This is a genomic window from Gemmobacter megaterium, from assembly GCF_900156815.1.
Taxonomy (GTDB): Bacteria; Pseudomonadota; Alphaproteobacteria; order Rhodobacterales; family Rhodobacteraceae; genus Wagnerdoeblera; species Wagnerdoeblera megaterium.
In genome coordinates this window covers 576,635-598,362 of record NZ_FTOT01000001.1, presented here as the reverse complement: position 1 = coordinate 598,362, position 21,728 = coordinate 576,635, and the positions used below count along the sequence as shown (strand labels likewise).

The window sequence follows — 21,728 nt, the reverse complement described above, 5'->3', positions numbered from 1 at the left end:
ATGTCGACCCTTGATGACAAGATCAACGAGCATTTTGCCGGTTTCGTGGTCCGCAAAGACCTGGTGAAGGCGGTGAAGGGGAACGCCATTGTTCCCACCTATGTGCTTGAATACCTCCTCGGCCAATATTGTGCGACCGACGACGAGGCCTCGATCGCGACGGGCATCGAGACGGTCAAGGACATCCTGCGCAAGCACTACGTCCATCGTTCAGAGGCGGGGCTGGTCCAGTCGACGATCAAGGAGCGCGGCCGTTACAAGGTCATCGATCAGGTCAGCGTGGCGCTGAACGAAAAGACTGATGCCTATGAAGCGGTGTTCGAAAACCTCGGGATCAAGCGGGTCGCGATCGACAGCGCCACGGTCAAGGCGCATCCGAAAGTGCTAGTAACGGGTATCTGGTGCATCGCTGATGTGCAGTACGAGTTCTCGGAAGACAGCCGGATTTCCCCCTGGATCATCGACACGCTTAAGCCGATCCAGATCGCCCGCGTCGACTATGACGGCTATCGCAAAACGCGGGACAAATTTACCACCGAGGAATGGATCGATCTGCTGATGCAGAGCATCGGTTTCGATCCTTCTCTGTTCGGGCGCAGGTCAAAACTTTTGCAGTTGCTGCGCCTGGTCCCCTTCGTCGAGCGGAACTATAACCTCATCGAGCTTGGCCCCAAGGGCACCGGTAAATCACATATCTATTCTGAGTTCTCACCCCATGGTCAGCTGATCTCTGGCGGCGAAGTTACGGTTCCCAAGCTCTTCGTGAACAATTCCAATGGGCGGATTGGGCTGGTCGGCTATTGGGACGTCGTGGCCTTTGATGAGTTTGCCGGCCGCGAGAAGACGGCCAACAAGGCGCTCGTCGACATCATGAAGAACTACATGGCGAACAAGCAGTTTTCGCGCGGTGTAAATCCGATGGGTGCCGAGGCCAGCTTCGCCTTCGTCGGCAACACGGATCATAATGTCCCATGGATGTTGAAAAATACTGACCTGTTCGAGGCTCTGCCGCCGCAGTTCCACGACAGCGCCTTTATCGATCGGTTGCACGCCTATTTGCCCGGATGGGAGGTCGATATCATCCGGGGCGAGATGTTCACATCTGGCTATGGGTTCATCGTCGACTATCTGGCCGAAATCCTGCGCCATCTGCGTGCCGAGGACTTCTCGCACCGGCCAGATCGGTTCTTCACCGTGCCCGTTCAGACCCACATCCGGGATCGCGCCGCGATCAACAAAACCATGTCAGGCCTGCTGAAGCTGATCTTCCCGAATGGTGGCGAGACAGAAGCCGAAGTGGAAGAGCTGCTGCGGTTTGCGATTGAATGCCGCAAGCGGGTGAAGGACCAGCTCCTGCGGATCGACAGCACTTTCGAGGAAGCGGATTTCCATTACATCGCTTCGGATGGTGCAAAGCGCGCTGTCACCACGCTGGAGGAAGAGGAGTTTCCCCAGTTCTACCATCGCCGATCGACTGGCGATGGGGATGACAGCGGGGGGCAATCTGCGATCACGCCGGTTCCCGCTCAGCAGTCCTCAGCACCGGCCACTTCTGAAGCGCCTGCTGTTGCCGTTGTCCCTGCGTCTGTTCCGAAGCCTGGACATCTCGTTTTCACGGAAAACCGCAAGGGCATCAGTTTCGACAAGATCTTTGGTCCGTGGACGGATGGTGCGACCAGAATCATTATCACCGACCCCTATATCCGGAAGTATCATCAGGCGCGCAACGTGATGGAACTGATCGAGATGCTGATCCGGCGCAAACAGCCCGAGGATCAGGTCGCAGTGCATCTCGTCACCGCCCCTGACGATGGGAACATTCAGGAGCAACGGGAATGCCTGGACGGGATCGCAGAGGCCTGCACAGGCACAGGCGTTGATTTCACCTGGGCGTTTGATGGGAGCGGAACGCTCCATGCCCGCGACATCACCACAGACACTGGATGGAAGATGGTTCTGGATCGTGGGCTGGATATTTTTCAGCCGACCCCCCGAAAGATGAACGGTTTTTCACTGGGGGAGCGAATGCAAGAGCATCGAATGGTCAAGGGTTTCTACGTGACCTATGTCGAGAACGAATGAAACTGTAGTTTACAAGCATCGCTGACGTCGCGTCTTTGCCCAACTATGATCGGTAAATTTGCGTGAACAGTCGCAGCTCGGGATAGAAGTGAGGTTTAGCATCGGGTCTCGAGGTGAGCCCATGCAAAGGGGGCAGATGTGAGGGCTTGTCGGATAACGATAAATAACTTCAGGGGCATTAAGTCCGCAACTTTGCTCCTGCCGCAGCACGGTGTGCTTATCGGCGACAATAACACTGGCAAGACGACTATACTCGAAGCGCTTGATCTGGTCCTTGGGCCTGACCGGCTCAATCGTCAGCCGCCTATCGACGAACATGATTTCTTCCGGGGGGCGTATCTTCTCGCGCCTGCTGCGCCAGCGGCCGAGGCGGCTGGCGACGGCGGCGATGGAGAGCTTCCAGCGCCGGAAACCGACGCCGAACCACCGAGGATCGAGATCGAGGTGACGGTTGCCGACCTCACCGACGAGCAAAAGGGGAAATTCGGGGACTACACCGAGTTTTGGGACGGGGCGACCGACACCTTCTACGACGAGCCGAATCCGGCCGGCGTGGATGCTGCCACCATCACCGAAGCGCTGCGTGTCACGTTCCTCGGCTGGTACGATGCCGAAGAGGACGATTTCGAGGGGAAGACCTATTTCACCCGCAGCCTTACCGAGAGCGATCGGCCCGAGCCGTTCTCTAGAAAACACAAGCAAGTGTGCGGCTTCCTCTACCTGCGTTCTCTTCGCACAGGTTCGCGCGCCCTGAGCCTGGAGCGGGGCAGTCTGCTCGACATCATCCTGCGCCTCAAAGAAGTCAGACCACAGATGTGGGAGGCCACCCTCGGCACCTTGGCCGGCATCTCGGTCGCGAGTGATCCGAAGCTCGGCATTTCCCCCGTGCTGGAGAGCATCAACGCGGCGTTGAAGAAGTACGTGCCGAAAGAGTGGGGCGTGGAGCCCCATCTCAAGGTCTCCAATCTGACCCGCGAGCATTTGCGCAAGGTGATCACGGCCTTCATCGCTACGGGTGACGGGGATCATGCGGCGCCATTCTATCGGCAGGGCACGGGCACCATCAACATGCTCGTCCTAGCAATGCTTTCCCAGATTGCTCAAGACAAACAAAATGTCATCTTCGCCATGGAGGAGCCAGAGACTGCAATCCCGCCCTACGCGCAGAAACGTATCGTTCACGAGGTGCGGAAGCTCGCGTCACAGGCGCTCTTCACGTCCCACTCCCCCTATGTTTTGGAGGAGTTTGCGGTCGAGGAGACCGTGGTGCTCGGGCGCGATGGAGAAGGGGTCCTGGAGCAAAAGGCCATCACTCTCCCGGACAATGTGAAGCTGAAACGCTATCGGCAGCAGTTTCGCACACGCTTCTGCGAAGGATTGCTTGCCCGTCGTGTTCTTGTGGCGGAAGGCGCCACGGAAACCTCGGCCTTTCCCGTCGCATGTCGTCGCTTGGCCGTGCTCAAACCTGATACCTACGCATCCCTTGAGGCGCTAGGCGTCTGCATCGTCGATGCCGGCGGTGAAACCGACATCCCCGGCATGGCAAAGCTCTACCGAGACCTCGGAAAACGGACTTTCTCGATCTGCGACAAGCAGAGCGAGGCCAACAAGGACCTCATTGAGGCGCAGGTCGAGCTGCTCTTGATGCACGAGGAAAAAGGCTTTGAGGCCATGGTGCTGAAAGGCACCACGGAGGCCGCCTTGAAGCGGTTCACCAAGCTGATTGACTGGCCCCAAGACCTGGCTCAGAAATATCCCGATCCGGAGGCGCAGGCTGCTGCCGCCCTGACGGACTATTTCACGAAGTCGAAAGGGAGCTGGGGCATTGCCGATTTTCTTGCGCAATGCAGCGAGGCTGAGATTCCCCAATGGCTCCGGAATGCGGCGGTCAAGTTGAAGGATGCCTGTCTTCCTGCGCCTGCGGGCGATGGACCAACCTGCCGCACCCGTCGCTGCGGAGGAGCACCTGGAAGCGGTCGTCGATGGAACTGACTAAGGGCCAACTGGATATCATGGAGGAAGGCGGTCATCTCCTGGTCACAGGTGGGCCGGGCTCCGGCAAGACCACCATCTCCATCCTCAAGGCGGCGCAGATTGCCGAGTGGGACCTTCGCCCCGGTCAGAAGGTCCTGTTCCTCAGCTTTGCCCGCGCCACCGTTTCCCGCGTAGTCGAGGCGATCGAATACGAGCAGCAGATCCCGCCTGCCCAAAAGCGTCTCATCGACGTCGAAACCTACCATTCCTTTTTCTGGCGCATCCTGAAGGCCCACGGCTATCTCATCGGCCTGCCACGGCGGCTCTGCATTCTTACGCCGCCCGGCGAGGCCATTGCGCTCTCGGCCGCCCGATCAGGTTTTCCCGCCCGGAATCTAACGGACGCGCAGAAAGCAGCGAAAAAGGTCGCGGAAGAGACAGAACGCGCGCGCCTTGCAACGGAAGACGGCCGCGTGTGCTTTGATCTTTATGCCCCCTATGTGGGCGATCTTCTTCATGGCAGCGCGCGTATCCGACGCCTTATCGCCATCATGTACCCTGTCATCATCCTCGATGAGTTCCAGGACACCAACGAGGCGCAGTGGCGTGTTGTCCAGGCGCTGGGCGAAGTCTGCCGCCTGGTCGCCTTGGCGGACCCGGAGCAACGTATTTACGACTGGATCGGCGCCGATCCTGCCCGGCTCGACCATTTCCGGAAAGCCTTCAAGCCGACAGAAGTGGACCTGAGCACAGACAATCACCGTAGCGCCGGAACCGAGATCGCGCTGTTCGGTAACGACGTGCTCACCGGGAAATTCCGGCAGGATGCCTACAAGGGCATCGATTTTGATGTCTTCGATCCGTTTCCCGATCCGGCGATGACCAAGCTCGTGACGACGGTTTACAAGGCGCGGAAGCGTCTCGTGGATGCGGGCGTCGTCAATTGGTCACTGGCCATTCTGGTGCCGACAAAGAGGATGACTCGCTTGGTATCCGATGCCTTGCGCCAGCCGCCTGCCGGCATGGTCGAGGTGCCCCACTCGGCGGTCATTGAGTTGGAGGCCGCCATTCTAGGCGCGGAAATCATTGCTCTTCTCATGCAGCCAGCCGACGACCGCCATTTCGGCCAGTTCATCGAACTGATGTGCAACTACTTTCAGGGGAAAGGCGGCGATGGGCCGACACAGGGTGCGCTTAAGGAAGCCGCAAACATCCGCAAGGCCTATGACGAGTGGCTGGCCTCTCAGGCAGCAGGAAAGGCGATCCGCAAAAACAGCATCCTCGTCAACATGATTGCTGTCTACGAGCAGGCCCGTGCCGTTGTGCTGACGGGTGACCCCGACAAGGATTGGCGCGCTTTGCGGCGGGTTCTGGAGGATGGGGGCTGCGCGCGCCTGAAGGAGATTGGACAAGAGGTGCGTAATCTCCGTATCCTGGAGCGCGGCACCCTGCTTCGTCAGGAGCTGTCCCAGAATTGGCGCGACAACGGCGGCTATCGCAATGCCTTGGCTATCACGAGGCAGGCTTTCATTCAGGAGCATTTTTCGACGAACGCGAAGCCCGAGTCTGGAGTCATCGTGATGAACATGCACAAGGCGAAGGGAAAGCAGTTCGATGAGGTCGTCATCTTTGAACACTGGCCCATCAAACGAAAGGGGCAGCCGCCCTACAATGGCGACAGGATCGTGCGCTTCAACTCTAGGGAGCAGATCGACGATCAGGCGCGGCAGAATTTCCGTGTCAGCGTGACCAGAGGTAAGCGGCAGACGACCATTTTGACCCCAAAAAGCGATCCCTGCGTTCTTCTTCTGGGTGATAATAGATAGTTCGCACTCTATCACATACCTGAATCTGGCTGTGATAGAAGCGCAAGTTATGCTCAGCCTTACATAGTGGCCCCAAACTAAGGAGGCCCGGAACAACTACTCCGTGGCGTCCTGAAGAAACTGCTCGAGTGATGCCTTTCTTGCACATCGATCAAAGGCATAGGCAGTTTGTTTGAATTCCTTGCCGTCCAACAGGCCCTGAATATACCCAGAGACGGTGTCGGCTGCCATGACCAGCGTGTTGTCCAGCGTATGGACATATCTACTGGTCACCGAACTGTTGGCATGACCAAGGAGCGCCGCAATCGTGATCTCGCTAAGACCAAGGTCATTGGCAATGCTCGCAAAACTGTGCCGAAGGACATGGGCCGTGATCGTCTCAAGTGCGGTTCCGGCGAAGATCGTCTTCCACTTGTTGGGAAAGGCGCCATACGCCTTGCCGCCCCGCGATCCAGGAAACACGTAATCTCCCGTAGCAGCTTCGCGCTGCATCTCTAGGAACTCGACCACCGGAAGGCCAATCGGACGGATCGACGCGCCTTCCTTTGATTCCGAGAGCCGTAGGCAACTGTTCGAGAGGTCCACATCGCTCCACCGCAACCCGATGATCTCGCTACGTCGACAGCCAGTCAGAGCGATCTGCCGCACGATATCTGTCATCATAGCAAGATCGGGATCGGTTGCCGCTCGCTTCAGCGCCTCGCCCATCTCCCGATATTCAGCGGTGCTCAGGCGCCGGTTGCGAACCTGATCCTTTGGTTTCTTGATGCCATGGGCAACATTTCGGTCCACGATTCCGGCGTCATTCGCATAGGTAAGAATCCCGCCGAGTAACCCGACGGTACGACTTGCTGCCCCTGGTCCGCCGCGAAGAATGGATTTGCCGCGAAGGTTCTTGGTCTTCCTGACTGCGCGCGTTTTCCCGATCAAGATGTCGTTCATCATCTTCGTCACATCAGCCTTACTCAGATCGCGCACTCGCTTCTTGCCGAGGACTGGGATGATGTGGCCATTGATTCTGCCAATATCGGTGGTGATTGTCGCCGGTTTTTTGGGCCGGCCGCGTTTGCCCTGGATGAGGCCTGCATGGAGATCGCCAATATAACGTTCGCAAAGTTCCTTGATCGTCATAGCATTTCGGTCCTCCAGCTTTTCTTCCGCCGGATCATCGCCTTGAGCCACGCGCCCGAGTTGTGCCTTCGCCTCGCGTCGTGCAGTCTCGGGTGTCCAGATACCGTGAAGTCCAATGGTGAAACGCCGGGAAGATCCGTTGCTTCGATATTGGATCACATAGCTGCGCTTGCCCGACGCGAAGACTCTCAACCCGAAACCGGGTAGGTCATCGTCCCAGATGACGTAGTCCCTAGGCTTGGTTATGGCGCTCTCAACAAGCCGTTTCGATATCTTGGGCATGGAATTTATCCTTTCCAGTCGGGCTCTCGCGTAAGCACCACGTAAGCACTTGGAGGAAAGCCACAGCGTAGTTTCGGTTATGTTTTTCCGTCGTGTTGCGCTGGAAAGTAAAGTTATTTCAGTGTCTTATCGCACTATAGCGTAGTCCATCGCACATTTCGGATAGACTGCTAATAATTGCTCCGAAGGCGAAGGTCAGAGGTTCGAATCCTCTCGGGTGCGCCAAATCCCCGGTATGCACCAATAATACAGGCCCGCAGGCTCTTCGCGCGCCGCGCATTCTGCGTGGGATTTGCCGAATGGTGTCGTTTTGCCGTTCGTGAGACCTCATGGCTGTTTGCCGGGGCGGGCGCCCCGACCCCAACTGTCCTTGACGGGTGTCGCACCGTTCGGTCGCCCATGGCGTTGCGCCACTCTGGCGCGCTGGAGTTGCCAAACATCCAGAGCCATGAACAATGCGCCAAGGCGCAGGTATGCGCACCCTTCAGAGCAAATGGCGTTTTGACCGGGCGTGCGGCTGGTTCCCGAACCAAGGCCCCCTTGGCAACCGGCACGCGCCCGCCCGCTGCAACTTCGTTGCCAAGCTATGGGGAAGGCCAGCAAGTGGCCGATCACCAGATTGACAGAATACGGGAAATTGGTCGGAGCGAGAGGATTCGAACCTCCGACCCCCTGCTCCCGAAGCAGGTGCGCTACCAGGCTGCGCTACGCTCCGACCTTGGGCGCGGCGTAACCTGTCCGGTGGGGAAAGGCAAGAGGGGGGAGTGGGTTGGCCAGAAATATCTTGCGGGTGCGAATGCCGGGGCGAATCCTGGGCGCGCCGGGGCCGTGGGCGCAGAGCAGGGGTGGCCCTTTGACCGGCGCGACATGGCGCCCGGATGTACCCGGACGATCCGTCAGACCAGCGGCCACCGCCGGTGCCGGGCCTGGTCTTTGCCGGGTTGCCCGCCCTCTTGTTTAGAATTGATCCAAGTCAAGGTTTCCGCTGAAGGAGCGTGCCAGAGTGCATGTGGGAACGCGAGCCCAAGGAAACGGAGATTCTCATGCGACTGCTGGCCAGCCTCTTCTGCGCCACCGCCGTCTTTGCCGGTGCCGCTCAGGCCGATGCACTGCGCGACACTGCCAAGGAGTATTTCGCTCCACTCCCCTCGACGATCCCGGCGCTGAAAGACAATCGTGTCACCCCGGAAAAGATCGCTCTGGGCAAGGCGCTGTTCTTTGATCCCCGGATCTCGGCCTCTGGCGTGTTCAGTTGCTACAGCTGCCACAACCTGACGACGGGCGGCGATGACAACATGGAAACCTCGGTTGGCCATGGCTGGCAAAAGGGGCCGCGCAACTCTCCGACCGTGCTGAATGCCGTGCTGAACGAGGCGCAGTTCTGGGATGGCCGGGCCGAAGACCTCAAGGCACAGGCCAAGGGCCCGGTGCAGGCCGGTGTCGAAATGGCCAACACGCCCGAGACGGTCGAGGCCACGCTGCGCTCGATGCCAGCCTATCAGGAGTGGTTCAAGGCCGCATTCCCCGAGTCGGACGCGCCGGTGAACTTCGACAACATGGCCATGGCCATCGAAGCGTTCGAAGCAACGCTGATCACGCCCGCGCCGTTCGACGCCTGGTTGAACGGCGATGACGAAGCCTTGACCGCAGAGCAGAAGGCCGGCCTTCAACTGTTCATCGACAAGGGATGTTCGTCCTGCCATTCCGGGGTGAACGTCGGGGGGCATGGGTACTATCCCTTTGGCTTGATCGAGAAGCCCGGAGCCGAGATCCTGCCGCCCGATGACAAGGGCCGTTTTGCGGTCACGGAAACGGTGGATGACGAATATGTCTTCCGTGCCTCGCCCCTGCGCAACATCGCGCTGACGGCGCCGTACTTCCATTCCGGCAAGGTCTGGGATCTGAAGGTGGCAGTGCAGATCATGGCCGAAAGCCAGTTGGGCGAGGCGCTGTCGGATCAGGAAGCCGATCAGATGGTCGCCTTCCTTGACAGCCTGACGGGGACGCTGCCGGACGTTGTCCTGCCAATCCTGCCTGCCGAAACGGCGACGACCCCACGTCCGACCTCCGAGGTACGCTGAACCTGACGCCGGGCAGGGTGCCCGGACCGAGCGGCCCTGTCGCGCAAGCAGACAGGGCCGCTTGCATTTGCGAGCGGCCCGGCTAGTCTGCCCGCATGAGCATCCTCACAGACCCAGACTGGAGCCGCGAGACACCCACCCGGTTCTGGGATCCGTCCCGGCGCCTCTTACGGTCGATCCGGAAGTGGCAATCGGCGCGGGGGGGGCTGGCGCGGCGGTGGTGGGTCTTGCAGCATCGGCTCTGGTCGGTCGTGACCGGGGCGGATATTCCGGTGACCTGCCAGATCGGTGGCGGGCTGCTGATGCCGCATCCCAACGGGATTGTGATTCACCCGGATGCCAGGATCGGCCCCAACTGTCTGATATTTCAGCAAGTGACGATCGGGCTTGTCGCCTCGACCCCCGAGGCGCCGCAGATCGGCGCCGGGGTCGATATCGGGGCCGGTGCGCGGGTGCTTGGCGCCGTCACCATTGGCGACGGGGCGCGGATCGGGGCGAATGCCGTGGTGCTGCGCGATGTGCCCGCAGGGCGCGTCGCCGTGGGAATACCTGCGCGCCTCCTGTAGGGGCGGGCCGATGGCGGGGTCTTTGCCGTTTCTTAACCGGATTGGTGCAGGCTGGAGCTCGTTCCGAATGAATGGAGGATCCCTTGCATCATCCTGCGGCCTCTCCGGTGCCCGATCTTGCCGACATGCGTGCTGAACTAGATCGACTGGCCGAACAGACGACGCTGCTACGCAAGCGGCTGGCCTGTCTGACAGGTGCGGCGCCGCCACGGCCTGGCTGGCCGATCCGGCGCATAGCCTGCCAGATGGAACGCCCCACCGCCCGGCCGTCGGGCGGTGGGGCATGACCCTGTCGTCGCGCTTAGCCGTGTTGCAGCGCAAGTGTCTCGATCTGATCGCGCCATTGCTCCATCTGGTAGCCATAGCGCGAGGGCAGGGCGATGATGTCGTCGGTCGGCATCTTGCCCGCCTGGCTCAGCGCCCAGACGATGGACGATCGGTTGCCGCTGGCGCAATAGGCCAGGATTTGCCCGGCCGCACCGTCGATCGCCGCGCCCTGGGTCTTGACATTTTCCATGGTGATCGCGCCACCGACCACCGGATTCACCACGAATTCCAGCCCCAGCGCCTCTGCCGCAGCCTGCATGACCTCGGTATGATGGCTGGGCGGAATTTCAGCATCCGGCCGATTGTTGATGATCCGGGTATAGCCCGCAGCCTTGAGTGCGGGAAGATCCTGGGGGTCGATCTGGGGGCTGACGGCGTAACCGGGCGTGATCTGGCGAATGTCCATGGCAATGATCCTCAGGCGGTCTTGGGTACCGAAGTACTGGTGTTGAACACGGGGGCTGCCAGCATACCTGCCATCATCGCCAGCATGAATACAAGTCCGCCCGTGCCACCAAAACTCAGCGATGCCATCGCCGGGCCGGGGCACAGGCCCGCCAGCCCCCACCCTGCGCCGAACAGCAGCGATCCGACGATCAACCGACCGCTCAGGCGGTGCGAGGGGGGCTCGGGCAGCGCATTGCCCAGCACCGCCACCCGCCGCCGCGCCGCAATGCGCCAGGCCACCGCCATCGGCAGGATCGCCCCGCCCATCACAAAGGCCAGCGTGGGATCCCAGACGCCGAAAATGTCCAGCCAGCCCTGCACCTTGGTCGTATCGACCATGCCAGAGATCAGCAGGCCCAGGCCGAACAGCCCGCCTGCCAGGGCGGAAAACAGATTGCGCTTCATGTCAGATGATCCCCAGCCAGTGCCGTGCCGCCACCATGATCGCGCCCCCGGCGATCAGATAAGCAAAGGTCGCCGCAATCCCGCGCAGCGACAACCGCGAGATGCCGCACACTCCATGACCCGAGGTGCAGCCGTTCGCCAGCCGGGTGCCAAGGCCGACAAGCAGCCCTGCCGCAATCACCACCCACAGGTTCGATGTCACATGCGTCTCGGCGCCGCCGATCATCACCGCCGCCACGCCCGGCACCACCACCAGCCCGGCGATGAACGACAGCCGTTCGCCCCAGGTCGCCCATCCGCTGCGGTCCATCAGACCGCCCAGAATGCCTGACGCCCCCATCACGCGCCCGTTCATCAATAGGAAAACAGCGCCAGCCAGCCCGATGATCAGGCCGCCGGCCAGGCCCCAGGCCCAGTCGATTGGATTCAGTATCATGTATCGTGTCCTGTTGGTTGGCTTCGGGGGCAAGCGCCCCGCATGGCAGGCCGGTCGCGCGCCCGGCCCTATCCCGACATGCTGCGCGGCCGTCAGAGGCCGTTGACCGGCACCTTGAGGTAGCTGACGCCGTTGTCTTCGGGTTCCGGCATCTGGCCGGCCCGCATATTGACCTGCAACGAGGGAATGATCAGCTTGGGCATGGCCAGTTCCGCATCGCGTTCCGTGCGCATACGGATGAAATCCTCTTTCGATTTTCCGGCGCCGATATGCTTGTTCAGCCGCTTCTGATCACCGACGGTGGTTTCCCAGGCGTATTGGTCGCGGCCTTCGGCCTTGTAGTCGTGACAGACGAAAATGCGCGTCTCGTCCGGCAAGGCGAGGATCTTCTGGATCGAATCCCACATCGTCTCGGCCGATCCGCCGGGAAAATCGCAGCGGGCCGTGCCGAAATCCGGCATGAACAGCGTGTCGCCGACAAAGGCGGCATCGCCGATCACATAGGTCAGGCAGGCAGGCGTATGGCCGGGCGTGTGCAGCACATCGCCGCGCAACTGGCCAATGTGGAAACTGTCACCTTCGGTGAACAACTGGTCGAATTGCGAGCCATCCCGCTGGAACCGTGTGCCTTCGTTGAAGATTTTGCCGAAAGTGTTCTGCACGACGGTGATCTTTTCGCCGATTCCGATCTTTCCGCCCAGGCGTTCCTGCAAATAGGGCGCGGCGGACAGGTGGTCGGCATGGACATGGGTTTCAAGAATCCAGGCGACCTCCAGCCCAGCATCACGGATGAATTCGACCACCGCATCGGCGGATCGCGTATCGGTCCGGCCCGAGGCATAGTCGAAATCCAGCACGGAATCGACGATGGCGCAGGCACGCCCCTCGGGTTCCTGCACGACATAGGTGATGGTGTTGGTGGCTTCGTCAAAGAACGAATGGATTTTCGGGGTCATGGTCATGGCCTCGTGAGTTGCTTTGGCGCCAATATGGACATCTTCCATACATATTTCAAGAATTGAATATGAAAAGCGGCATCGGATTGACCTGCATCAAGGCGCGGCCCCGCCGTCTGGGCCAAGTCTGGTGCGAACAGGGAGGTGCCGATGACAACGATGTCCGAGCGCAAGGCCAGTCTGGAGGCCCGTCTTGCCATTCTGAAGGCACGGCTGGTGCAGATCGACGATGAGCTGGGGTCGCATCAGTCCAGGGACTGGGAAGATCTGGCCACCGAGCGCGAGGCCGACGAGGTGCTGGAAGGCATCGGCGTCAGCGGCTTGCAGGAAATCCGCCAGATCGAGTCCGCGTTGCAGCGGATTGCGGCGGGCGACTACGGCATCTGCACGAAATGCGGCGCCGATATCGCGGCCGAGCGGCTGGATGTGCTGCCACATACGCCGTTCTGCCGGAACTGCGCGCCCTGAGCGCGCGCCAGGGAAGGATCCCGACATGACCCCAAAGGAGCTGAGCACCCGAATGGCCCATCTTGCCCACAAGGCCGCAGATCTGTCGCACAATGATCCCGCCCTGACGGCTCTGCTGGCCGAGCTGGAGGAGCTGTCGCGCATCCTGCCCGCCTCGATCGAGCCCGATATCGGCGACGAGACGTTGGACGATCTGTTCGACAACATGCCCGTCTGACCCCACATCGGCGCAACTGAGCCGCGCATGGTCTTGCCAAAGCCCCCCCCGCGCCTGTTAATGCCCCGGAACTGATGACAGGAGGCCGGGGGATGGCGGAAGCGGTGCGTCTGGAACGCGAGGACGAGGTTGCGGTGTTGGTCATTGACAGCCCGCCGGTCAACGCGCTGGGGCTGGCGGTGCGGGCGGGGCTTGCCGATGGGCTTGCTGCGGCGCTGGCGGATGATGGCGTCAAGGCCATCGTGATCCGGGCCGAAGGGCGGACCTTTCCCGCCGGAGCCGATATTTCCGAATTCGGCAAACCACCACAGGATCCCTGGCTGCCCGAGGTGTGCAACCGGATCGAGGCCAGCCCGAAACCCGTTGTTGCCGCCGTGCACGGCACCGCTCTGGGCGGCGGGTTCGAGGTGGCATTGTCGGCGCATTGGCGCATTGCGCTGGCCTCGGCCAAGGTCGGCCTGCCCGAAGTGACGCTGGGCATCCTGCCTGGCGCGGGCGGCACGCAGCGTACCCCGCGGCTGATCGGTGCCGAACAGGCGCTGGACATGATGATTTCCGGCAAGCCGGTCCCGGCGGCCAAGGCGCTGGCGATGGGCCTGCTGGACGAGGTGGTCGACGACGATCTGCCCGGCGCTGCCCTGCGGCTTGCCCGGCGCCTGATCGCCGAAGGTGCGGCGCCGCGCCCCACCCGTGACCGGCGCGACGGGATGCGCGATGCCGTGGCCTATGAACAGGCTGTCGCGGCGGCCCGCAAGGCACAGGGCGCCAACCGTCTGCCCGGACCCCGGCGCATCGTCGATTGTGTCGAGGCCGCGCTGCTTTTGCCATTCGATCAGGGCCTGCATTTTGAACGCACGGCGTTTCAGGAGCTTGTTGCCTCGCCCGAGGCTGCCGGTCTGCGCCACGCCTTTTTCTCGGAGCGCCGCGCCGCCAAGATGCCCGAGGCGGCGTCGCCCGCGCGTCCCGTTGCCCATGTCGCGGTGGTCGGCGGTGGGCTGATGGGGGCGGGCATCGCCTATGCCTGCCTCAGCGCCGGCTACAACGTTTCGCTGATGGAGCGCGACCGCGAAGGGCTGGCGCGCGGTCTGGAACGCATCGCCAAGTTGCAGGAAAGTGCCGTCGCAAAAGGCCGCATGTCTGCGGCACAACGCGAGGCGGACTGGGCCCGCCTGTCCGGTGTGATGGATATGGCGCAACTTGCCGGGGCCGATCTGGCGATCGAGGCGGTGTTCGAGGATTTCGACGTCAAGGCCGATGTGCTGCGCGGGCTGGACGCCGTGCTCAAGCCGGGGGCGGTGCTGGCCACCAACACCTCTTATCTGGATGTCGATGCGCTGGCCGCCGTCACCGCGCGCCCGGCCGATGTGGTGGGGCTGCATTTCTTTTCACCCGCGCATGTGATGCGCCTGCTGGAAATCGTGGTCGGCAAGGCGACGGCGCCCGATGCCGTTGCCACCGGGCTTGCGCTGGCCAAGAAGCTGGGCAAGGTCGCGGTGCGGTCGGGGGTCTGCGACGGGTTCATCGGCAACCGCATCCTGACGGCCTATCGTCAGGTCGCCGAATTCCTGGTCGAGGATGGCGCGACTCCGGCACAGGTTGACCGCGCCATGCGCGCCTTCGGTATGCCGCTGGGGCCGTTCGAAGTATCGGATATGGCAGGTCTGCAGATTGCCTGGGCGCGGCGCAAACGGCTGGCCGCCACCCGCGATCCGGCGAAACGCTATGTCGCGGTGGCGGACCGGCTGTGCGAGGCCGGGCGCTTTGGCCAGTCGACCGGCAAGGGATGGTACCGTTATGACGGACGCAAGGCCGTCGAGGATCCGGAGGTTCTGGCTATCATCGAGGCCGAGCGCGCCGCCAAGGGCATCACCCCGCGCAGCTTTGCGGACGCCGAGATCTCGACCCGTCTGATGGTCGCCATGGCGAACGAAGGCGCCAGGATCCTGGCCGAGGGCATTGCCCTGCGTCCGTCCGACATAGATGTGGTCAAATTGTTCGGCTATGGGTTCCCGCGCTGGGAAGGCGGGCCGATGCATTGGGCGGATGGTTTCGGCATTCTGCAACTGAAGAATGCGGTGCAGGACTATGCCGAACAGGCGCCGGATTTCTGGCAGCCCGCGCCGAACCTGGATGCGATGATCCTGAACGGCACCCGCTTTGCCGACCTGAACGAGGGATAGGCCAGCCCCCGTGCCGCCCTTTCGGGCGGCTCGGGGCTTTGGCCCCGGCGACTGGGCGCGCGGCAAGGCGCGGCCAGTCGCGGCTCAGCCCAGCAGCAGCCCGGCGACCACGGCGCCCAACCCCAGCGCCGACAGGGCAAAGGCCCCCAGATTGACCGCCACGACGCGGCGCAGCACGCCCTTCATCCCGTCCTCGTCCAGCCCGGCCTTGCGCGCGCGGCCGACCGCAATGATGCACCAGACGATTCCGGCCAGCCCGACAAGGGTCATCGCTGCCCCGATCCAGATCAACGCCGCCATGTACTGTCCTTTCACCTTGGCCCCCTGAACGCAGGGGGTCACCCGGAACGGGTAACGGGGCAGCACCCCTTGGGCGCGGTCTACCCTTGTCCGCCGCCCGGTGGCAAGGCGCCTTGAACCGCCGCCGCCCGGACGGTAGGGAAGGGTGATCCATACGACGAGGCAGATATGAGCAATCCGACCGATGCCTATGCGGTGACCGCCGACGAGCTGCGCCAGTTCATCGAACGCGCCGAACAACTGGCCGCCGAAAAGAAAGACATTGCCGAACAGGAAAAAGAGCTGTTCGCCGAAGCCAAGGGGCGCGGCTACGATACCAAGGTGATGAAGAAGGTCATCGCCCTGCGCAAGCGCAAGCCCGACGATATTGCCGAAGAAGAAGCCGTTCTCGACATGTACAAGGCCGCACTCGGCATGGGCTGATGTCTGGCCGCGCCCCGTGGCCCGGATCAGGCGGTTGCATCGCAACCGCCTTTTGCAAGGCCACGGACAGGGCGGGTGGCGCCGCCGATCGCCCCTTTCGCCCTGATCGGAAAACTCCGGGGGGCGCCGCGCCCAGGGAGGAGGGGCAGCCTGCCCCCTTTTCCCGGTTGGCCGTGCAACCCGCATCATTCCGGCCTAGTTCGAGACCTGTTCGCGCAGGATCGACGCAGTCAGGGCGACCATCAGGTAGATGCCGGCAAAGATCAGCAAGGCCACCGTGGTATTTTCGAAGGCGCGCGGATAGCTGGCGACATCCGGCGCGACGGGCGCCACCGCCAGCGACAGATAGCGTTGCTGGCGGTTTGCCTCGATCCGGGCGATTTCCAGTTGCTGGGCCGCTTGCGTCAACAGCAGTTGCCGGGTCTGCACATCGCCCTGGGCAACCAGCAGCTCCGATTGCACCTTGGCCAGCGACCGGCCGCTTTCGCCATCCTCGGTCAGGCGTGCGCGCAGATTGGCGATTTCCTGCTCCAGGGTGCCGATCCGGCGCTGCACGGGTTCGACCCTTGCACGGTTCGGGCTGGCATTCGACAGCATCTGCGCCAGGGCCAGGCGTTCCTGGGTCAACTGGGTTTCCAGCGCGGTGATCTGGCTGGACAGCAGGGTGATTTCCACCTCGCTGGACAGCACCTTGTTGCGTTCCTGCAATTCGACAACCCGCTGCTGCGAGGCCATCAGCTTGGCCTCTGCGTCGTCATAGCTTTCGCGCGCGCCTTTCATCTGGTCGCCGCGCAGCCGTTCCGACAGGTGGTTGACCTGTTCTTCCGCGTATCGGATCAACTCCCGGCTCCAGGCTGCCGACAGGTCGGGACTGGGGGCCGAGACCTCCAGCTTGATGATCCCTTCGGTCTGGTCGTACGAGATCTGCACGTTCTTGCGATAGATCTTGTAGGCCGCCTCGATCGAGGTGGCATCTTCCAGGCGTTGCAGCGGATCTACGGAGGGATCCGCGAAATACCGGCGGAACCCGACGGCCTGATCCAGCCGCAGCATGGCATCGCGGGATTGCAGATAGCCCTGAACGGCGATGGAATCCTGCGACGTGGCGAATTGCGTGCCCGAAAACAGCCCGCCCAAACCGCTGGCGGCCGGGCTTTCGGCCTGCTGGATCACGAATTCCGAACGTGTCGCATACAGCGGTGTTGCCAGCACGGCGTAGTAGAAGGCCGCAATCAACGTGGGCAGACCGACGAAAACGCTCAGCCGGACCCACAAGAGCAGCATCCGGCGCCGACGTCGGCGGCCGATATCGCGCTGGATGCGCTCGATGTCCGAGGCGTGGCTGTGTTCGGCCCGCAACTCTGGCGAGGGCAGGCGCGTCGGACTGGCAAGTTGCGGAAGCTGCGGATCCTGCGGCGTGGTCGCCAGCGCGCGCGAATGGCCCTGTGCATCGTCCCCCGGCGCACTGCCCGCGCTGACGATATCCAGCACGCTGCTGCGCCCGAAGGGATCCATGCCGGCCTTGCGCAACTGGCGCACCGCGTCGAAATCCGATGTGGCGGCAATCTGGTGCTTTTCGGCCATCCGCCGCGCAAGGCGCAACTGGCGGCCTGTCAGCCCCTCGCGCCGGATCGCGTCGATCTCTGCGTCAATGGCCATGTCCTGCGCGGGCGTGACCTCGCCCGTGGCGGGCTCGGCCCTGCGCGCGGCTTTGGTCGCGGTCGGGAACATGTCGGGGCCGAAACCGTCGTCCTGCGGTTCCAGCAGATCCACGGCATCCGGTGGGCGGCGCAGCGCGGCCGAGGGGCGCGCGGCAGGTGCGGCAGGCACCGGCAGGCGGATGCGGAACCGGGTGGCTTTAGGCATTGTAGTCATACAGCCGCTTTGCCTCTTCCAGAGTATCGAACATATACAGTTGCCCGTTCTTCAGCACCGCGGCCGAACGGCAGAACTTTTCAAGCGTCTGCGCCTGATGCGAGACGATCACGACAGTGGCATTGCGCAGCCGGTCGCGCAGGATGCTGCCGGCCTTGCGGTTGAAGTTGACATCGGTGGTCGAGGGCATCCCCTCGTCGATCAGGTAGATGTCGAATTCCATTGCCAGCATCAGGGCAAAGGAGAACCGCGCCCGCATCCCCTGACTGTAGGTGCCCACCGGCATGTCGAAATATTCGGCAATGTCGCACAGCCAGCGGCAGAAAGCCTCGACATAGTCGGGGTCCAGGCCATAGAGGCGGGCGATATAGCGCGAATTTTCCGTCGCGGTGTGCCGGTTGACCACGCCGCCCATGAACCCCAGCGGAAAGCTGATGCGGCTGGTGCGGCTGATCTTGCCTTCGTCAGGTTTTTCCAGCCCGGCCATCATGTTGATGATGGTGGTCTTGCCCGTGCCATTGGGGGCCAGAATGCCCAGGGAATTGCCCGGCTCGACCCGGAACGAGGCCCTGTCCAGGATCACCTTGCGGGATTTCCCGGTCCAGAAACTTTTGGAAACGCCTTCGAATTCGATCATCTTGCTGCTCCGGGCGGTCAGGTCTGCCCGTGTCCTGCGGTACTTTTTACAGGTTTTCCTTGGCGCAGGGTTAATCGTTCAATGAGGCATCATTATGTCTGAGCCGCCGGGGGGCAGCAACGGGGAATCCCCGGCGATTGGCCGCAGGTCAGGGGGCCTTGCGTTCGGGGCCCGCCGCGCCCTATGGCTGACCGGCAAGAGGAGAACCGCCCGATGACGCCGCTTGATACTGCCCATGCCGCGATGCTGGCCGACCCCGAGGATGACGCGGCGCGGCTGCGCTATTACCGCAGCCTTGCGGATGCCGAACTGTTCCTTCTGCTGAGCGACGAGGCCGAGGGGACGACCGTTTCCCCCCGCGTCTTTCCGCTGGAGGATGGTCCGGTGGTGCTGGCCTTCGACACCGAGGAACGGATGGTCGATTTCACCGGGGTTGCCGTGCCCTATGCCGCCTTGCCGGGCCGGGTGATCGTGGCGCAGTTGGCGGGTCAGGGCATGGGAATCGGGCTGAATCTTGGCACGCCGGACAGTGTCTGGCTTATGGGATCCCATGCGGTGGACTGGCTGGCCGCCGTGCTGGGCCAGACCCCGGCGGAAACACGGGGCCGTCCGATCGCCATCCACACGCCGGGGGCGCTGGAGCCGGAACTGGCCGAGGCGCTGGAGGTTGCGGTTTCGGGGGCCGGGGGGCTGGCGGCTGCGGCGGTGCTGGTGCGCGCGGCCTGGCAGGATGGCGGGCAGGGCCTGCTGTTGGCGTGGCTGGGGGCGCGCAGCAGTGCCGAACCCGCCCTTGCGCGCGCGTTGGCCGAGGCGCTGGCGTTTTCCGGGCTGGATCAGGCTGCCGTCGATATGGTGTTCCTGCCCGACACCGACCCTGTCGCGCGTCAGATCCTTGCGCTGGGGCGCAGCATCCCCTTGCCCCCACCGCCTGCGGCGCCACCCGAGCCACAGCCCCCGTCTGCGCCGGGCATGAACCCGGACCGGCCGCCGCGCTTGAAATGACCGGGCGGGCTTGGCCTTTTTTCCTGCTCGGCTAGACTGGCGGCAAAGGCAGGAGGAACCGATGCCAAAGGCCGCACTCATAGGACCGGATGCAACAGGCGCAGGTCTGGCCGCGCGGTTCGTCCTGAATGGCTGGGATGTTGCCATCGCGGATCCGCAGGTCGATCTGGCGGCAACGCTGGCGCGGGCGCGGCAATGGCTGCCCATGCTGAGCGACGGGGCATTGCCCCCAGAGGGCAGGCAGATCCATGCGAAGGACATGCAGGAAGCGGCGCAGGGCGCTGATTATGTTCATGTATTCGGCGCCCGCAATCTTGCGGATCTGCCGCGTCTTGCATCCGGTGCGGTGCTGTGCTGGTCGGGCGATGTGGATCAGGGCGCCGGGATCGAGGTGTCTTTTGCCGATCCGGCCTGGCTGCTGCCTCTGGCACTGTTGATGTATCGCGCGAATATTTCTGATCAATGCATTGATAAAGTGAAGAAAATATACCAGAGACTGGGCATGGCGCCTGTCTGGCGGCAGCCAGACGGCACGGCCCACGCGGCCTTTGCCGATGGCGCGCCGATGACGGGGGCAGAGATTGCGGCACTTGGTCCGGGACTGCTGGCCGCCTGCGGCGGGCTGACGGGGGCGGAACGTGACGGGGCGCTCGTCGGGATGTTGCGCAGCCTGAAGGAGCGCGATCTTGGTGCGGGCCGTGCGTTGAACGCCGCCGATGCACAGCGGCACCGGGCGGCCACAGCGGACGACGGGGCGCTGGTCCGGTTGCAGGTTCTGCCATCCTGGATCGACTACAACGGTCACATGACCGAAAGCCGCTATCTGTATGCCTGTTCCGAGACCACCGATGCCTTTTTGCGGCGCATCGGGGCGGGGCTGGACTATGTGGCGACGGGATTCAGCTATTACAGCGCAGAAACGCATATCCGGCATCTGGGCGAAACCAGGCTGGGCGACAGGCTGACCGGATCGGTTCAGGTGCTGATGGCCGATGCCAAGCGGCTGCATCTGTTTGTGACCCTGCGCCGCGGCGATCAGGTGGTGGCGACGCTGGAGCAGATGTTGCTGCATGTCGATATGCGGGCCAATCGCGCCTGTCCCGCGCATCCCGATGTGTTGGCCCGGCTGATGCCCATCTCCGAGGCGCACAAGGCCCTGCCACGGCCCGCGGGGGCAGGCCGGCGTGTGGGCGACGGGCGCTGATGGTGCCCGCTAGCGGACGGCCTGCACCTTTTTGAGATAGGCGGCGACAGCCTCGCGGTCGCTGTCCGGAAGTTGGGCGAAATTCGCCACGACCAGCGCCATATGCCCGCCCGCGCTGTCGAAATCGGGGGTGAAACCGCTGGTCAGATAGGCCACGATCTCGCCTTCGGACCAGTCCAGCCCGCCGGGCGTGATGTTGGGCACCCGGCCACGCCCGCTGGGATCCGGGCCGCCGCCCAGCCAGCGATCGGCATCCGGTGCCCCGGTCAGCGTGTTGCGCGGGGTATGGCATTCACCGCAATGGCCCAGAACCTCTGCCAGATACCGCCCCCGCTTTTCCGCGTCTGTCAGGCCATCGTCCGGCACGATCCAGCCGCTGCGCCCGAATGCGAGTTTCCACAGGCCAATGCCACGCCGGACCTGCAATGGCAGCGGCAGGTCATGGGGCTGGCTGGCAACGGGCGACGGCGGCAGATTGGCCAGATAGCCATGCAGATCGACCAGATCCTGCGGGGCCATCCCGCGATAACTGTCCCAGGGAAATGCGGGATAATAATGCCGCCCCTCGGGCGACACGCCTTCGATCACGGCATCGGCCAGCGCACTGACTGACCATCCGCCGATGCCATGCACCGGATCGGGCGAGATGTTGGGCGCGACGAACGTGCCAAATGGCGTGGGAAACGCCTGACCGCCCGACAGGACCAGCCGCTCGTCGCCCTGGGCCCCCTGTGCCATGTGGCATGATCCGCACCCCGCCGCGAGAAACACCTGTTCGCCGCGCACTGGATCCGAGATCAGGCCCGCGAACATGTCCGGGTCGATCTGTTGCGGTCTGGTCAGCGCCCAGAAAGCGGCACCGCCGACAAGAATCGCTCCGATCACGATATATCTCAGGCGGCTCATGGC

The 21,728-nt window shown here is 62.8% G+C and carries 21 protein-coding genes and 1 tRNA gene; 12 read left to right on the top strand and 10 right to left on the bottom strand.

Going from position 1 to position 21,728, the window contains the following annotated elements; genetic code table 11:
* From brxL to BW970_RS02760, 3 genes are all read left to right on the top strand, one after another.
* Positions 1-2,082, top strand: coding sequence for a BREX system Lon protease-like protein BrxL (gene brxL, locus BW970_RS02770; RefSeq protein ID WP_076529196.1), 2,082 nt, complete (start codon positions 1-3; stop codon positions 2,080-2,082).
* A 138-nt stretch (positions 2,083-2,220) separates the two neighbouring features.
* Complete coding sequence (locus tag BW970_RS02765; protein WP_076528444.1) at positions 2,221-4,074, top strand: ATP-dependent nuclease; 1,854 nt, start codon at positions 2,221-2,223, stop codon at positions 4,072-4,074.
* Positions 4,065-5,882, top strand: a complete 1,818-nt coding sequence (locus tag BW970_RS02760) for a UvrD-helicase domain-containing protein (protein WP_076528442.1) — start codon at positions 4,065-4,067, stop codon at positions 5,880-5,882. The genes BW970_RS02765 and BW970_RS02760 overlap by 10 nt, the downstream gene beginning before the upstream one ends.
* A gap of 96 nt (positions 5,883-5,978) precedes the next feature.
* Here the strand turns inward: BW970_RS02760 and BW970_RS02755 are convergent, their stop codons facing one another.
* Both BW970_RS02755 and BW970_RS02750 read right to left on the bottom strand, forming a co-directional pair.
* On the bottom strand, positions 5,979-7,295 hold the full coding sequence (locus tag BW970_RS02755) for a tyrosine-type recombinase/integrase (RefSeq protein WP_076528440.1): 1,317 nt from the start codon (positions 7,293-7,295) through the stop codon (positions 5,979-5,981).
* A gap of 638 nt (positions 7,296-7,933) precedes the next feature.
* Positions 7,934-8,010 (bottom strand) — tRNA-Pro (locus BW970_RS02750).
* 328 nt (positions 8,011-8,338) lie between these two features.
* On the opposite strand from BW970_RS02750, the gene BW970_RS02745 reads away from it, so the two are divergent.
* From BW970_RS02745 to BW970_RS02735, 3 genes are all read left to right on the top strand, one after another.
* On the top strand, positions 8,339-9,376 hold the full coding sequence (locus tag BW970_RS02745) for a cytochrome-c peroxidase (protein WP_076529194.1): 1,038 nt from the start codon (positions 8,339-8,341) through the stop codon (positions 9,374-9,376).
* Between the two features lie 95 nt (positions 9,377-9,471).
* Entirely contained in the window at positions 9,472-9,942 is a 471-nt protein-coding gene (locus BW970_RS02740; RefSeq protein WP_076528438.1) for a serine O-acetyltransferase, read from the top strand.
* An 83-nt stretch (positions 9,943-10,025) separates the two neighbouring features.
* Positions 10,026-10,229 (top strand): hypothetical protein, encoded by a 204-nt coding sequence (locus BW970_RS02735; RefSeq protein WP_159441413.1) that lies wholly within the window; start codon positions 10,026-10,028, stop codon positions 10,227-10,229.
* A gap of 14 nt (positions 10,230-10,243) precedes the next feature.
* On the opposite strand, the gene BW970_RS02730 is transcribed toward BW970_RS02735, so the two are convergent.
* The 4 genes from BW970_RS02730 to BW970_RS02715 form a co-directional block, all read right to left on the bottom strand.
* Positions 10,244-10,675 (bottom strand): protein tyrosine phosphatase family protein, encoded by a 432-nt coding sequence (locus tag BW970_RS02730; protein WP_076528435.1) that lies wholly within the window; start codon positions 10,673-10,675, stop codon positions 10,244-10,246.
* An 11-nt stretch (positions 10,676-10,686) separates the two neighbouring features.
* Positions 10,687-11,121: a DUF6691 family protein gene (locus BW970_RS02725; RefSeq protein WP_076528433.1), complete on the bottom strand. Its 435-nt coding sequence runs from the start codon at positions 11,119-11,121 to the stop codon at positions 10,687-10,689.
* A gap of 1 nt (position 11,122) precedes the next feature.
* A complete protein-coding gene (locus tag BW970_RS02720) occupies positions 11,123-11,557 on the bottom strand; it encodes a YeeE/YedE family protein (protein WP_076528431.1) in 435 nt (144 codons plus the stop codon).
* A 92-nt stretch (positions 11,558-11,649) separates the two neighbouring features.
* Positions 11,650-12,513: an MBL fold metallo-hydrolase gene (locus BW970_RS02715; RefSeq protein ID WP_076529192.1), complete on the bottom strand. Its 864-nt coding sequence runs from the start codon at positions 12,511-12,513 to the stop codon at positions 11,650-11,652.
* 150 nt (positions 12,514-12,663) lie between these two features.
* Here BW970_RS02715 and BW970_RS02710 point away from each other — a divergent pair, with 150 nt between their 5' ends.
* The 3 genes from BW970_RS02710 to BW970_RS02705 all read left to right on the top strand — a co-directional run bounded on the left by BW970_RS02710 (position 12,664) and on the right by BW970_RS02705 (position 15,378).
* Complete coding sequence (locus tag BW970_RS02710; RefSeq protein ID WP_076528429.1) at positions 12,664-12,981, top strand: TraR/DksA family transcriptional regulator; 318 nt, start codon at positions 12,664-12,666, stop codon at positions 12,979-12,981.
* Between the two features lie 25 nt (positions 12,982-13,006).
* Entirely contained in the window at positions 13,007-13,198 is a 192-nt protein-coding gene (locus tag BW970_RS20485; RefSeq protein WP_144038854.1) for a hypothetical protein, read from the top strand.
* Between the two features lie 92 nt (positions 13,199-13,290).
* Positions 13,291-15,378, top strand: coding sequence for a 3-hydroxyacyl-CoA dehydrogenase NAD-binding domain-containing protein (locus BW970_RS02705; RefSeq protein WP_144038853.1), 2,088 nt, complete (start codon positions 13,291-13,293; stop codon positions 15,376-15,378).
* Between the two features lie 84 nt (positions 15,379-15,462).
* On the opposite strand, the gene BW970_RS02700 is transcribed toward BW970_RS02705, so the two are convergent.
* The gene (locus BW970_RS02700) at positions 15,463-15,693 is read right to left on the bottom strand and encodes a hypothetical protein (RefSeq protein WP_308469311.1); all 231 of its coding nucleotides are present in this window, start codon (positions 15,691-15,693) and stop codon (positions 15,463-15,465) included.
* Positions 15,694-15,846: 153 nt separating this feature from the next.
* On the opposite strand from BW970_RS02700, the gene BW970_RS02695 reads away from it, so the two are divergent.
* Positions 15,847-16,101, top strand: coding sequence for a DUF2312 domain-containing protein (locus BW970_RS02695; RefSeq protein ID WP_076528423.1), 255 nt, complete (start codon positions 15,847-15,849; stop codon positions 16,099-16,101).
* Between the two features lie 195 nt (positions 16,102-16,296).
* Here BW970_RS02695 and BW970_RS02690 read toward each other — a convergent pair whose 3' ends face one another.
* Positions 16,297-17,976 carry a KpsE/RkpR family capsule polysaccharide export protein gene (locus tag BW970_RS02690; protein WP_076528421.1) on the bottom strand — a complete coding sequence of 560 codons (1,680 nt, stop codon included), beginning with the start codon at positions 17,974-17,976 and terminating at the stop codon, positions 16,297-16,299.
* Positions 17,960-18,613: an ABC transporter ATP-binding protein gene (locus BW970_RS02685; protein ID WP_076528419.1), complete on the bottom strand. Its 654-nt coding sequence runs from the start codon at positions 18,611-18,613 to the stop codon at positions 17,960-17,962. Before BW970_RS02685 ends, BW970_RS02690 begins: the two co-directional genes overlap by 17 nt.
* A 213-nt stretch (positions 18,614-18,826) precedes the next feature.
* Here BW970_RS02685 and BW970_RS02680 point away from each other — a divergent pair, with 213 nt between their 5' ends.
* Both BW970_RS02680 and BW970_RS02675 read left to right on the top strand, forming a co-directional pair.
* Entirely contained in the window at positions 18,827-19,615 is a 789-nt protein-coding gene (locus BW970_RS02680) for an SseB family protein (protein ID WP_076528417.1), read from the top strand.
* Positions 19,616-19,676: 61 nt separating this feature from the next.
* Complete coding sequence (locus BW970_RS02675) at positions 19,677-20,819, top strand: thioesterase family protein (protein WP_076528415.1); 1,143 nt, start codon at positions 19,677-19,679, stop codon at positions 20,817-20,819.
* Positions 20,820-20,828: 9 nt separating this feature from the next.
* Here the strand turns inward: BW970_RS02675 and BW970_RS02670 are convergent, their stop codons facing one another.
* Entirely contained in the window at positions 20,829-21,725 is an 897-nt protein-coding gene (locus BW970_RS02670; RefSeq protein ID WP_076529190.1) for a c-type cytochrome, read from the bottom strand.
* Positions 21,726-21,728: the final 3 nt, after the last annotated feature.

What these genes read in the sequence shown, in the direction of transcription:
- brxL (WP_076529196.1), top strand. Translation starts at nt 1, where the DNA reads ATGTCGACCCTTGATGACAAGATCAACGAGCATTTTGCCGGTTTCGTG.
- BW970_RS02760 (WP_076528442.1), top strand. Translation starts at nt 4,065, where the DNA reads ATGGAACTGACTAAGGGCCAACTGGATATCATGGAGGAAGGCGGTCAT.
- BW970_RS02755 (WP_076528440.1), bottom strand. Translation starts at nt 7,295, where the DNA reads ATGCCCAAGATATCGAAACGGCTTGTTGAGAGCGCCATAACCAAGCCT.
- BW970_RS02745 (WP_076529194.1), top strand. Translation starts at nt 8,339, where the DNA reads ATGCGACTGCTGGCCAGCCTCTTCTGCGCCACCGCCGTCTTTGCCGGT.
- BW970_RS02740 (WP_076528438.1), top strand. Translation starts at nt 9,472, where the DNA reads ATGAGCATCCTCACAGACCCAGACTGGAGCCGCGAGACACCCACCCGG.
- BW970_RS02730 (WP_076528435.1), bottom strand. Translation starts at nt 10,675, where the DNA reads ATGGACATTCGCCAGATCACGCCCGGTTACGCCGTCAGCCCCCAGATC.
- BW970_RS02725 (WP_076528433.1), bottom strand. Translation starts at nt 11,121, where the DNA reads ATGAAGCGCAATCTGTTTTCCGCCCTGGCAGGCGGGCTGTTCGGCCTG.
- BW970_RS02720 (WP_076528431.1), bottom strand. Translation starts at nt 11,557, where the DNA reads ATGATACTGAATCCAATCGACTGGGCCTGGGGCCTGGCCGGCGGCCTG.
- BW970_RS02715 (WP_076529192.1), bottom strand. Translation starts at nt 12,513, where the DNA reads ATGACCCCGAAAATCCATTCGTTCTTTGACGAAGCCACCAACACCATC.
- BW970_RS02710 (WP_076528429.1), top strand. Translation starts at nt 12,664, where the DNA reads ATGACAACGATGTCCGAGCGCAAGGCCAGTCTGGAGGCCCGTCTTGCC.
- BW970_RS20485 (WP_144038854.1), top strand. Translation starts at nt 13,007, where the DNA reads ATGACCCCAAAGGAGCTGAGCACCCGAATGGCCCATCTTGCCCACAAG.
- BW970_RS02705 (WP_144038853.1), top strand. Translation starts at nt 13,291, where the DNA reads ATGGCGGAAGCGGTGCGTCTGGAACGCGAGGACGAGGTTGCGGTGTTG.
- BW970_RS02695 (WP_076528423.1), top strand. Translation starts at nt 15,847, where the DNA reads ATGAGCAATCCGACCGATGCCTATGCGGTGACCGCCGACGAGCTGCGC.
- BW970_RS02690 (WP_076528421.1), bottom strand. Translation starts at nt 17,976, where the DNA reads ATGACTACAATGCCTAAAGCCACCCGGTTCCGCATCCGCCTGCCGGTG.
- BW970_RS02685 (WP_076528419.1), bottom strand. Translation starts at nt 18,613, where the DNA reads ATGATCGAATTCGAAGGCGTTTCCAAAAGTTTCTGGACCGGGAAATCC.
- BW970_RS02680 (WP_076528417.1), top strand. Translation starts at nt 18,827, where the DNA reads ATGACGCCGCTTGATACTGCCCATGCCGCGATGCTGGCCGACCCCGAG.
- BW970_RS02675 (WP_076528415.1), top strand. Translation starts at nt 19,677, where the DNA reads ATGCCAAAGGCCGCACTCATAGGACCGGATGCAACAGGCGCAGGTCTG.
- BW970_RS02670 (WP_076529190.1), bottom strand. Translation starts at nt 21,725, where the DNA reads ATGAGCCGCCTGAGATATATCGTGATCGGAGCGATTCTTGTCGGCGGT.